The 11,991-nt window shown below is 61.0% G+C and carries 10 protein-coding genes; 1 reads left to right on the top strand and 9 read right to left on the bottom strand.

What is annotated here, in order from left to right; translation table 11 throughout:
- Nucleotides 1-121 precede the first annotated feature (121 nt).
- The 3 genes from C5750_RS17650 to C5750_RS17640 all read right to left on the bottom strand — a co-directional run bounded on the left by C5750_RS17650 (nucleotide 122) and on the right by C5750_RS17640 (nucleotide 2,530).
- Nucleotides 122-316: a hypothetical protein gene (locus C5750_RS17650; protein WP_105735235.1), complete on the bottom strand. Its 195-nt coding sequence runs from the start codon at nucleotides 314-316 to the stop codon at nucleotides 122-124.
- A 152-nt stretch (nucleotides 317-468) separates the two neighbouring features.
- Nucleotides 469-987, bottom strand: a complete 519-nt coding sequence (locus C5750_RS17645; protein WP_105735234.1) for a SixA phosphatase family protein — start codon at nucleotides 985-987, stop codon at nucleotides 469-471.
- Nucleotides 988-1,096: 109 nt separating this feature from the next.
- Nucleotides 1,097-2,530, bottom strand: a complete 1,434-nt coding sequence (locus tag C5750_RS17640; protein WP_245421163.1) for an esterase-like activity of phytase family protein — start codon at nucleotides 2,528-2,530, stop codon at nucleotides 1,097-1,099.
- 295 nt (nucleotides 2,531-2,825) lie between these two features.
- Between C5750_RS17640 and C5750_RS17635 the strand changes: the two genes are divergently transcribed.
- The gene (locus C5750_RS17635) at nucleotides 2,826-4,433 is read left to right on the top strand and encodes a CYTH and CHAD domain-containing protein (protein WP_158531306.1); all 1,608 of its coding nucleotides are present in this window, start codon (nucleotides 2,826-2,828) and stop codon (nucleotides 4,431-4,433) included.
- On the opposite strand, the gene C5750_RS17630 is transcribed toward C5750_RS17635, so the two are convergent.
- The 6 genes from C5750_RS17630 to C5750_RS17605 form a co-directional block, all read right to left on the bottom strand.
- Nucleotides 4,430-5,986 carry an EAL domain-containing protein gene (locus C5750_RS17630; protein ID WP_105735232.1) on the bottom strand — a complete coding sequence of 519 codons (1,557 nt, stop codon included), beginning with the start codon at nucleotides 5,984-5,986 and terminating at the stop codon, nucleotides 4,430-4,432. The genes C5750_RS17635 and C5750_RS17630 overlap by 4 nt on opposite strands.
- 131 nt (nucleotides 5,987-6,117) lie before the next feature.
- Nucleotides 6,118-7,248: a glycosyltransferase family protein gene (locus tag C5750_RS17625; protein WP_105735406.1), complete on the bottom strand. Its 1,131-nt coding sequence runs from the start codon at nucleotides 7,246-7,248 to the stop codon at nucleotides 6,118-6,120.
- The gene (locus tag C5750_RS17620; RefSeq protein WP_199538033.1) at nucleotides 7,245-8,492 is read right to left on the bottom strand and encodes a glycosyltransferase; all 1,248 of its coding nucleotides are present in this window, start codon (nucleotides 8,490-8,492) and stop codon (nucleotides 7,245-7,247) included. Before C5750_RS17620 ends, C5750_RS17625 begins: the two co-directional genes overlap by 4 nt.
- Before the next feature lie 10 nt (nucleotides 8,493-8,502).
- On the bottom strand, nucleotides 8,503-9,717 hold the full coding sequence (locus tag C5750_RS17615; protein WP_105735404.1) for a glycosyltransferase family protein: 1,215 nt from the start codon (nucleotides 9,715-9,717) through the stop codon (nucleotides 8,503-8,505).
- Nucleotides 9,718-9,819: 102 nt separating this feature from the next.
- Nucleotides 9,820-10,995 carry an ABC transporter permease gene (locus tag C5750_RS17610; RefSeq protein ID WP_105735230.1) on the bottom strand — a complete coding sequence of 392 codons (1,176 nt, stop codon included), beginning with the start codon at nucleotides 10,993-10,995 and terminating at the stop codon, nucleotides 9,820-9,822.
- The gene (locus tag C5750_RS17605) at nucleotides 10,992-11,990 is read right to left on the bottom strand and encodes an ABC transporter permease (RefSeq protein ID WP_105735229.1); all 999 of its coding nucleotides are present in this window, start codon (nucleotides 11,988-11,990) and stop codon (nucleotides 10,992-10,994) included. Before C5750_RS17605 ends, C5750_RS17610 begins: the two co-directional genes overlap by 4 nt.
- Nucleotide 11,991: the final 1 nt, after the last annotated feature.

Here is an 11,991-nt window from a genome sequence, read left to right as displayed (position 1 = left end):
GGGCCTTGGCTGGGTCGTCCCGAGAATGAACGGAATAACGCGCTGCGTGGCAAGCATTATCTTGCTGGCTTGCCACGTTTTCATTTGCCAGGAGAAGCTGTTTGGTAACCGGAGTGGAGGCTTATTTGACCTTGCCGAATTTCACAGGCTTGCCGTCAGGGTCCGCAAGCGCCGTCTTGATCGCGTTGAGGAATGCTTCGGGATTGTCGATGGAAATGTTGACGCTCTTGGCTTCCTTGAACGGGTTGAGGCCCGAAAGCTTGAGGTTGGCGGTTTCCTCTTCGTACCTGATTTCCTGAAGTTCTCTAAGGCGCATCCTGACGTCCAATCGCGGTTTGCAGTGAATGGTCCTGTCACATATTCGAAAAATGATTGTCATAATCAACAGCTGAAAGTTGAAATGATCGCCTCCGTGCAGCTATTTCCAGCGCATGAGTGCCGATGGAATCGGGGTTTGAGCGAATGGCCTCACCCATGGCCGATTGTCCTCGGTGTCACAAACCGTTCCAGTTCCCCGGATTGATCGGCAAGTTCGGACCAGCGTGCGGCGGTGAAATCAATGACAGCAAGGCCCGCTGTGGGGTATTTCTGCCGGAGGCGGGTTAGATCGGACTCCCGTCCGCTGCCAGCAAGCCGGAGGGCCGCGTCGTGCAACCCCGGATTATGGCCGACAACCAGCAATGTCCCGATCCCGGGTTCCGCCGTTCTGACGACATCCAGGATCACCCGTGCCGGCGCCTCATAGATACGCGGCTCCTCCCGCCAGCGTGTATCGTCTCCGATGACGGGACGAAGCAGTTCCCATGTCTCCTGTGTCCGCCGCGCCGTCGAGACCAGGGCGAGATCCGGTATGAGGCCTTCCCCCGCCATATACCGGGCCATCAGGGGGCTCGCCCGGCGGCCGCGCTCGGCAAGCGGGCGCTCGTGGTCGTCAACACCGTCTGGCCAGTCCGATTTGGCGTGGCGAAGCAGGAGAAGTCGCAGCATCTGTTTTGCTCCATGGTACGCAGCTTACCCGACCATATAACATGAACGGGCATGCATGGAGGGCGGCATCAGCGGAGGGGCGTCCCTCTCCGCTGATATGCCAAACGGATTACTTGTGCAGTCCGGGAATGGTGACCTGAAACACCTGGAACATGGTGTCGACATCCGCGCCGCCCTCGGCCTTGTAGCTCGCGCCGACCTGAAAGCCATCCTGGGTCAGGAAGTCATTGTCATTGCCGACAAACAGGAAATAGTCGTCCGGCAGCTTGGGATCGAGGACGCTGACAAGCGCCATGGCTTCCCATTTTTCCGACAGGTTGTTGCGGTCATTGGGCGCACCGTTGTGCAGGCCGAAACGCGACAGGTTTGCATTGTCATTGATGTCAATGAAGGGGGTCAGCTTTGCCGGTGTAATGGAAGGGTCGAGAACGCCCTTGGGGGCAACGGCCTTGTCGGCATCAAAACCGCTTCCGGCTATATCGGTGGCCGCCGAAGTGTCAACGACGGTGATGTTGCGGTAAAGCGACGTGTCGCCGTCAAGACCATAGCCATTGCCGCTGTCGCGTGCCAGCATCAGGAATGCCTTATCGGACAAAGCCACGATTTCGCTCTGCGCGGCCACAGCCTTCTTGCCCTTGGCATTGGTGAAGACAGGAAGCGGCACGACATATTCATGCACCAGCTTCAGATGGGCGGGATCGGCAGCGTCATAGACGAGGGCGCGGGTGTTCTGGCGGGTTGAACTGGAATCGCCGCCATCCTGCCGGGCGGCCGACTGGAGAACGGCGATCAGGAACTTGCCGTCGGGTGTCAGCGCCATGCCTTCCAGGCCCTGATTGTTCTGGCGGCCGGTATCGGGATCCTTCGGATCGGGCGCCTGTGCGCCAGGCCCCGGATTGTTGGAGGAGAAATTCGCCTTGCCATGGCGCATGGGAACAAGCGCTGCCGGAGGCTGGGTAGCCGAGATCATGCGGCCCTCGGCGGAAAAGCGGTAAATATTCGGTCCATACTCGTCGCTGATGAACATCGTGCCGTCCGCGAGGCGGACGATGGCTTCATTGTCCAGGGATATCTTGCCATTGGCGGCCTGCGGCAGCATCGGGAAATCCCCCGCTGCGGCGCGGACATCGGACTGGGGATCAAGGCCCGTCGTATCGGCACCCTTGTCGTCCACCAGCAGCAATGTGTCGGTGAGTGCCGCCTCGACGCCGCTCTGCTGTTTGTCGGCGGACGGTGTTGCACCGGGGGCCACCGGCGTGAACCGGATCGACAGCATGTTGAGGCGGGGGCGATAGTCGGTTGTACCCGCCACATTGTAACCGCGGTCGGGCAGGAGCAGCATCGTGCCCTTGTAGCTGTTGCCGTCGCGGCTCCAGTCGGCCGGGTTCATCGCCATGCCCGAGCCGGAACCGAAGGTTTCACCGAATTTGTCGCGCTGATTGGCCGGGATCCGTCCGACGCCGACCAGTCCCTTGTTGACGAGCGTTGCACCGCTGATCGCAACCGAATTATCGGCAAAGGCTGCAGCGGGAAAGATGGCCATGGAGGTTGCAAGCAACCGCAACAGGATTGACGGCAGGTGGCGCATGGAAAAATCCTTTGACAAGACAGTGTGGCGGGTGGTCTCGGAGCCGGTCTTGGGAAGAGACCGCACCCCCCGCAATCGCGCAAGGAGACCTTTCCGGTAGGGTCTAGAACCGGAATGTAATACGCTCATGACAACCGCCACGGCGCCCGGTCCGGCGGGCCATGCAGCTTCAACAATATTTGCGCTACCAAGATGGCGCGCACGCGATAGTATGGCCCGTGCAACGGGACGATCGATGGGAGCGGACGGAATGGCTGGAGCTTCGGTTCAGGGAACAGAGGATGGTTCGGGTACCGATGCCGTTGCCATTGCGCTGCGTGCTCCTGTCGAGATTGAGCTGAAGCTGCGCGTCCCCGCCGGTATGCTCGATGACATTCGCGCCTCCGCGGCGGTTCAGCAGGCCGCCCGCAACAAGGGCCTGATCCGGCGGCTTGAAGCCACCTATTACGACACCTCCGACCATCGGCTGTTTGCGGCGGGGTTGTCTCTGCGTGTCCGGCGCGAGGGCCGTCATCATGTCCAGACCGTCAAGCGGGCAGCGGCGCACGGCTCTTTGCAGCGCAATGAGTGGGAGGCGGTGGTGCCTGACATGGAGCCGGACCTTGCCCTGCTGCCGCTTGCCGAAATCGGCGCGCCCTTGGACGGGATGACAGCGGACGAGCTGGCACCGGTTTTTGCGACCAGGGTCCGGCGGCATCTGCTTGTGCTCGACCATCAGGACGCCCGGATCGAACTGGCGCTTGATGACGGCGTCATTGAATTTGGCGCGACACGCGTGCCGCTGTCGGAAGTCGAACTCGAGCTGAAGCAGGGGAAAGTCGCGGCGCTTTATCAGTTCGGTCTCAATCTGATGGACGTTGCGCCGCTTTGCCTGGAAACGCAGAGCAAGTCGGCGCGGGGCTATGCCCTGGCGCTTGGCGATGAACCATCGGCGGTCAAGGCGGCACCGTCCGGCTTCGTCAGGGCTGATACGGTCGACGAGGCGATCGCCAAGCTTCTGACCAATTGCCAGCAGCAGATCATGGCCAATCTCAGCGCCAGTCAAACCGGACTGGAGCCGGAGGGCGTCCACCAGTTGCGTGTCGCGCTCCGGCGATTGCGTGTGGCGCTGCATTTTCTCGGCCGCGAGTTGCAGGCCCCGTCGCTGGAAAGCCTCAATACCGAGGCAAAACTGTTCGGGCAGGCGCTGGGTCCCGCCCGAAACTGGGACGTTTTCCTGCATTCGACCCTGACGGAGATTGAAGAAGCCGCTCTGCCGCATGTCAATATATCCGCGTTTCGTGCCGCATGCATGCCCGCTCACGATCAGGCCTACCAGACCGTCCGGCGTATTATCGGCGATCCCAGGACCAACCGGTTCCTGTTGTCCCTCGGGCTTGTGATCGAACTGAGAAGCTGGCGCAACGATATTGCCAGCGAGGATCTGCGCATACTGACCGAGCCGCTGGGGCAGTTTGCGGCGCGGGTGCTGGACCGGGTGGAACGGCAGGTCCGCAGGCGCGGGCACGGCTTTCGCCATCTTCACGCCGATGCGCGCCACCGGCTGCGTCTTGGCCTGAAGCGCTTGCGCTATGCCGCGGAGTTTTTTCTGCCGCTCTATTCCAGCCGGCCGGTGACCGCAAAATACATCAAGCGTCTGGCGCGGCTGCAGGATCTTCTGGGTGAGGCGAACGACATCAGGAGCGCGCATGAGCTCATGGAGACGCTCGACCATGATTCCCTCGGCGCGGAGGCAAACCGGGCCGTCGGGGCCATCATCGGCTGGCAGGGGCACCGCCAGGCTGCGGGCGGCAAGCAGCTGATTGGCAGATGGCGGGCATTCAAGGATACCGCGCCGTTCTGGGCGCCGCGGCTCTAGAACTTTTCCTGCACCAGTTCCTGCATTGCGGCGGCGCTGACCGGCTTGCCGTAAAACCATCCCTGACCGTCGATCGGCGTTTGCAGCCCGGCGAAATAGTCCCGCTGCGTGGCCGTCTCGATACCTTCGACAACGATCCCGAGGTTGAGGACACGGGCCATGTCGACGATCTGCGGAACAATCGAGACGGTTACCGAGCCGGTTCCGATCGTTTGGGTGAATGATTTATCGATCTTGATGCCATCGACGTTGAGGTTGCCGAGATAGGCCAGACTGGAATAGCCGGTGCCGAAATCATCGATATAGATTCTGTGGCCGCGGGCGCGAAGCGTCCGGATGGCGTCAACCGCCGCAGCGGCATTGGCTGTCGAGCGCTCGGTAATTTCAAGACCGAGCTGTTCGCTTCTGACATTGGCCTGCCGCAGACGCTGTTCCAGCGCCGAAGCAAATGCCGGATCGATGAGGTCGGCAGCCGATATGTTGATATTGATGCGGAAGGTCCGGTCGGCTTGCAGGAAGGCAGTCATATCGGCCAGAACGCGATCAAGGACAGAGAGCGTAACGCGTTTGATCAGCCCCTCGTCTTCGGCGACCGGAATGAAGATGTCCGGCGGAATGGCCTCCTTGCCGTCCACCCAGCGCACCAGTGCTTCGGCACTGCGCGGCGTGTTCGTTCCGATATCGAAGATGGGCTGGTACACGACGGTAAGACGCCGCTTGTCGAGCGCCTGGGCCAGTCTGGCACCGAGCGACAGCCGCTTGCGCTGCAAAAGGAGGATGATCAGGGCGAGTGCCCCGCCGAGAGTGCCGCCGAGTCCCGTGATGCTGGCCTCAATCGGAAACGCGTCCTCCTCCAGGTCGGTGACATGGGCCTGCAGGGAAACACATGCCCGTTCGCCGCAGAGATTGCGGAAGACGATATCGCCGTCCCGCCCGGCACCCTCCGGCAGCTTTTCATGCCGCTTGCCCGCTTCCAGCCCGCCGAACATCGCGACGGGATTTTGCGCGCCGGGCGGCTTGAACAGGATGCCGAAACTATAGTTCGGATCGGTCATGGCGTCGAAAGCGGTGGGGTCGAGCACGACATTCGCATTGCCCCTGCCGATGATGGGCGCCGTGGTGTTGGAAATGGCCAGGGGTGTATTGGCGTAGACAAGCGTGCCGTCATTCGTTGCCAGATCCGGCTTGGCGAGCGGCGAGGGTTTTGCCGAACCGAACACTGCGGAACAATGAAATGCCCCATCCTGCACGCGTCCGATGTCCTTCAGATATTTTGTATCGAAGAGCGTATCGCGCAGGTAGTCGATCTCGCTGGCCGAACAGAATGGAAAGCCGGTTGCATTCGCTTTGGACAGGATCGTATCCGCCTCGGCGAAAACGAAGTCGGCGCGTTTCAGCAACTGGTTCGACAAGGACAGCATGTGCCCGCGGTCGCTGCGGATGATGACAAGCCTGCCGATCCATGATCCGGCAAGGCTTCCCAAGATGATGAGAGCGATAACCAGAGCAACTTGCGGCACAATCTGCCATTTGTAAGGCCGTATTACTGGCATTCGCGTGATCTCATCCACACTGTATTGGGGCGACTATACAGCAGGCGGGATAACAAGTGGTAATGAACCTGGAATGTTCTGGCCGCCATTCGGATGGATCGGCCGCCGCTGTTGCTGGGAGCCAGGTGCCGCTACAGCATGTCCCGCAAGAGCGTCGCGGTGCGTTCCGCCCCGTTCAGGTCGAGACGATGGGCACCGGGCTTGGGCTGAGCGAGCGATGCCTTGATGGTCTCGCCGAGCAGATGGCCGGTCAAGCCGTTCTCAGGCAGCGCCACCGCCAGGCCGAGTTCCGCAAGGCGGTTTGCCCGCACCGTCTGTTCGGTTTCGCCGCCCGCGGTGAATGGCACAAGGATCGAACGGCATTGCGCGCGCAGCACGTCGCAGACCGTATTGTAACCGGCTTGCGATATGGACAGCGCCGCGCCCTGCAGCAGGGAAGGGAAGTCCTTGCGGAAACGCACCAGGCTGATATTGCCGGGCGTGCCGCGCGCAAGTGCGGCGAAATCGGCGTCAGGCAGGTTGGGGCCGGTTATCAGGCACCAGCGGCCGTGACGGCTCGAGATACTCGCTGCTTCGAGGGCCGCGCGGATCAGGTCGAGGCCGACGGCACCGCCGCCGGCAGAAACGACGATGTCGAAGCTTTCCGCCGGGAGTGCGGGAACAGGCGCGGCCACAAGGCCGGTATAGATGATCTTCCCGGCGATTTCGGCGGCCAGCGGAAAGGTCTCGGGCAGGGTGACGAAATCCGGGTCGCCGTGGACAAGCACATGATCGAAATGCGCCTTGATCAGCGCAACGGTTTCCTCGTCCCGTCCGGGTTTGGACCGCTCCTGCAATATGTCGCGCACGGAAGTGACGAGTTTGGGCCGGGGCGAGGCCGCCGCTATGGCGTCGAGCAGCGGCAGCAGTTCGAAGCGCATTTGCCTGCGGCCAAAGGGAAAGGCCTCGATAATGACGATATCGGGCCGGACGGCATGAAATGTTTCGAGCAAAAGATCGCGGCGGCGATGGAGAAAGTCCTCGTCAACGGGATTGCCGTTCGCATCCGCCAGACCGGAAAAGCCGGCATTGCTGGCGACAACGGCGGGCAGGGCCACGGCTTTGACATCGGGGCCCGGAAATCCCGGAACAGTCAATCCGCCGGTGATGACCGTCACATCGAAAGCATCGCGGGCAAGCGCCGCGGCAATACGGCTGACGCGGGCGAGATGCCCGATGCCGAGAAGATGCTGGACATAGATGAGGACACGGGGGGCGGTCATTGCGTCCTCCGCCATTCGGTTTCAAACAGGCTGGTCAATTGCCGGATACTGGAATTGTGATCAAAGTGCTCGCGCACGCGCGCTTCGGCGGCATGGCCGAGACGATGGCGTAGTGCCGGTGTGCGGATTGCTTCTTCCAGCGCCTGCGCCAGGGCCGCCGGGTCTTCCGGCGGCACGACAAAACCATTCTCCCGGTCGGTCAACAGTTCCGGAACGCCGGAAATATTGGTGGAGATGCAGACGAGATTCTGGCTTGAGGCTTCCACAAGGACATTGGGCAGGCCATCGCGGTCGCCATCCGCTGCAATGCGGCAGGCCAGCGCGAAAATATCGGCGCGGCGGTAATGCGCCAGCACCTCTTCCTGTGCGAGCGCGCCTTTCCAGGTGATGCGGCCGGCAATACCAAGCTCCTGCGCCAGCGGCTTGAGCCTGGCCAGCTGGTCACCGCCGCCGATATGGACAAACCGCCAGTCGAGATCGCCGGGCAAAGCCGCCAGCGCGCGCAGGAGGACGTCATAGCCCTTCTTTTCCACCGCACGTCCGACGCTGAGGATTTGCACCGGATCGGCCGGGTCCGAACCGTTGCGGCCGGATCGTGCCTCGGTGAAATGGCCGAATCGCGCCAGGTCAAGGCCGTGATAGCTGAGGTGCACCTGTTCCCGGCGATCGGTCAGCGCGCGCATATGTTCATAGCCGCTGCGGGTGCAGGTGACGCTCCAGCGGGCCTCCGCCAGCTTTTCCGTCAGTTCCCAGTCCGGCGAGGTCCAGATGTCCTTGGCGTGGGCAGAGCATGTCCACGGCACGCCGGTCATGATGCTGGCATAGGCGGTCACCGACGCGGGCGTGTGGATGAAGTGCGCATGCAGCCATTCCCCGGCATCGGGCCATTCATGGGCAAGCACCAGGGCCTGGCCGAGGCGGCGGAACCGGTTGCGGGTCAGATCGCGGCGAAGATCGGCCCAGAAGCGCCGCAGCAAAGGTTTGAAACCCGGCTTTGACCGGCCGGCAAACAGTGCCCGGAGCACCCTCAGCGGCTCTTCGTGCAGATATTCCGGCAGATAGACCACCCGCGCCTTGATCTCATCATGGATGGGATGGCGCTTCTTGTCGGTCGGCTTGCGCATGGAGATGAGCGTCAGGTCGAACCCGGCGCGTTCCAGCCCGAGCAGTTCCTGGGCGATAAAGGTTTCCGACAGGCGCGGATAGCCTTTCAGCACCACCAGTGTTTTACGGCGTAGGGGCAAAATCGGCTCTTTACTCGGCAACGGCCAAAGGTTGCTGCTGCTGGCGTTCATCCAGCCAGTCGCCGACGATGGTCGAGATATGGACCAGCCCTTCCAGGCGCATGCCTTCCCCCTTGCCGCTTTTCGATGGCGGCGCGCGTTCGGGCAGGCGCTTGAGCGCTTCGGCCAGCAGCTGCGGATTTTCGGCCTCTTCCGGCAGGAGCATATCGACAAGACCAAGCTCCGAGGCGCGCTGCGCGCGGATCAGCTGTTCCTCACGCGGCTGGATGCGCGGCACAATCAGCGCCGGCTTGTCGAACGACAGGATCTCGCAATAGGTGTTGTAGCCGCCCATGGCCACCACGGCCTTGGCACCGGCAATCAGCTCTTCCATGCGGTTGTCGAACTCGATGACTTCGATATAGGGGATCTTGCCGCCCTTTTTCACCAGCTTGGCCCTTTGCTTGGCGGGCATGTAGGGCCCGAGCACGATGAAGGCCTTGTGCGTCAGCGTCGGGTCCTGCTGGTAGGCATGGATGACGTTGTGGACGAGATCGGCGCCATCACCGCCGCCGCCGGTCGTCACCAGGATGTAGTCGCCCTCCGGCACATGCACCGAAGCCTTGTCATGCGACAGGCTGCGCTGCAGGAAGCCGACAAATTCCATCTTGTTGCGCACCCCGGCCGGCACGTCGAGATCAACCAGCGGATCGTAGAAATCCGGCGGGCCATAGACCCATACATTGTCGTAATACTGGTCGATCTTCTGCATCACGTTGGCTTTTTTCCATTCGGCCTCGAGCAGATGCGGTGCGTCCATGACCTCGCGCAGACCCAGCACAAGCGTCGTGCCGCGTGACTTGAGGTAGGCCAGGGTTTCCTCGACCTCGCCCTTCAGGCCCATGGGCTCCTTGTCGACGATGAATATATCCGGCTGAAACGTTTCAGCGGTGTGCCGGATAATCGACTGGCGCATTTTCAGGGTTTCATGCAGATCGATGTGCCGGGCAAGCGAGGTGTATTCGCCGTTGCGCAGCTTGATCACGCTTGGAACCTTCACGAAGTCAACGCGGGCGCGATAGTCGAATGCCCCGGCGATGGTCGCACCGGAGATGATGAGTATATTAAGCCCGCGATAGTCCTCGACAAGCGAGTGGGCGATGGTCCTGCAGCGCCTGAGGTGGCCGAGGCCAAACGTATCGTGGCTGTACATGAGGATCCGAGCATCTTCAAAACGCCGCATCATGGTCAAAACCTCTTTGAGACGAATGGCCTTGGCAGGTTCACCTGCACAGCACATTCGGGACGGCTGGGAGAATGCAAATCCATTGGTATGTCAACTTTCCACTTATCTGTAGGGGTCTGCGGCGTCGCGCAACCCATCTCCCAGAAAATTGAACGCCAAAATAACAAGAATGACCGGAATCATTGGAAAAAGCAGCCAGGGATAGAAGGCGATCACACTGACACTGCGGGCTTCGGTCAGCAGAATACCCCAGCTGGTGATGGGCGGGCGAAGGCCGAGGCCGAGAAAACTCAGCGCCGTCTCACCCAGAATCATGCCTGGAATGGATATGGTTGCCGTTGCAATCAGATGCGACATGAATCCCGGAACGAGATGGCGCCCGATGATGCGTCCGCTTTTCGCGCCCATCAACTGGGCGGCCAAAACATAGTCCTCTTCGCGCAGCGCCAGAATCTTGGAGCGCACCGCACGGGCAAGGCCCGTCCAGTCCAGCATGCCAAGAATGAGCGTAATACCGAAATAGATGATGATCGGGCTCCATGTCACCGGCATGATGGCGGCAAGCGCCATCCATAGCGGCAGACTAGGCAATGATTGCAATACCTCGATGACGCGCTGGACGAGCAGGTCAAACCACCCGCCATGATATCCCGCAAGCCCGCCGATGATGATGCCGAGGACAAAGCTGATGGTGATGCCGATGAGGCCGATGGTCAGGGAAATGCGCGCGCCATAGATAATCCGGGAAAGCACGTCGCGGCCCAGCCGGTCGGTTCCCAGCAGGAACAGCTGTCCGCCCTTGGCCGGGCAGACAAGATGGACATTGGTCGCAAACTGGCCCCACAAGCGATAATCGTCGCCGCGGCAGAAGAAGCGCAGCGGCTGCACGTCGCTCTTGTTGTCCGTGTATACGCGTTTCAGCGAGTCCATATCCAGCGCCATTTCACGGCCGTAGACATATGGTCCGATCAGCTTTCCGTCATGGAACAGGCGCACCCGCTGCGGCGGAGCATGGATGAAATCAACATTGCGTGTGTGCAGATTATAGGGCGCCACAAACTCGGCAATGATGATCATGCCGTAGAGCGCGAGCAGAAAAATGCCGGATGCAAGCGCAAGGCGGTGGCGCCTGAATTTCCACCACATCAGCCGCAATTGTGATGCGAGATGGACCTTGGCCTGGGCGTCGGTCATCGCCTCGATCGACAGCGGATCGAACGGTGCGCTGGAGACGTAGTGCTGCAGGGGCGCGCCGGGGAGGGGGAGCTGTGCTGTCACTTCGTGCTCCTGCCTTGCAATCGGATGCGTGGATCGAGAAAGGCCAGGGCAATGTCGGATATGAGCACGCCGATCACCGTGAGAAACGCCAGGAACATCAGGAACGATCCAGCGAGATACATGTCCTGGCTTTGCAAGGCCTTGATCAGCATGGGCCCGGTGGTTTCGAGCGAGAGCACAATGGCGGTAATTTCCGCACCGGAAATAATGTGGGGCAGGATTGAACCGATATCGGCCACGAAGAAATTCAGCGCCATGCGCAGGGGGTATTTGACCAGGGTGCGGAAGGGATGCAGCCCCTTGGCCCGCGCTGTCATCACATATTGCTTCTGCAACTCGTCAAGCAGGTTGGCGCGCAGGCGCCTGATCATGCCGGCCGTCCCGGCCGTTCCCACGATAATGACGGGAATCCACAGATGGGCGAGGATAGACCGCGCCTTTTCCCAGCTCATGGGTTCGCTCAGATATTTCTGGTCCATGAGATGGCCGATCGATGTGCCGAACCAGATATTGGCGAAATACATCAGGATCAGGGCCAGCATGAAGTTGGGAATGGCGATGCCGAGCAAGCCGAAAAGCGTCAGCCCGTAATCGCTCCAGCTATACTGATGCGTTGCCGAATACATGCCGATAGGGAAGGCAAGCAGCCAGGTGACCAGGATTGTGACGAACGAGACGAGGACGGTCAGCCACAACCGGTCGCCCACCACGGCGGTGACGGGCAGCTGATACTCGAAGGAGTAACCAAAATCCCCCTGCAGCATGCCGCCGAGCCAATGGAAATAGCGCAGGACCGGCGGCTGGTCGAAGCCATACTGGTGGCGGAGCTGTTCCAGGTCCTGCAGGTTGACGGTTTCGCCCTGGGCCTGCATTTCGGCGATCTGGCTTTCAAAGAAGTTGCCGGGCGGCAGTTCTATGATGACGAAAACCAGCGCCGAAATAATCAGCAGCGTCGGGACCATCGCGGCGATGCGCCAGAGGATATATCGCAGCACG

Source organism: Phyllobacterium myrsinacearum, from assembly GCF_002980555.1.
GTDB classification, from domain to species: domain Bacteria; phylum Pseudomonadota; class Alphaproteobacteria; order Rhizobiales; family Rhizobiaceae; genus Phyllobacterium; species Phyllobacterium myrsinacearum.
The sequence above is the reverse complement of the archived record's forward strand: the minus strand, read 5'-3'. Positions and strand labels throughout refer to the sequence as shown.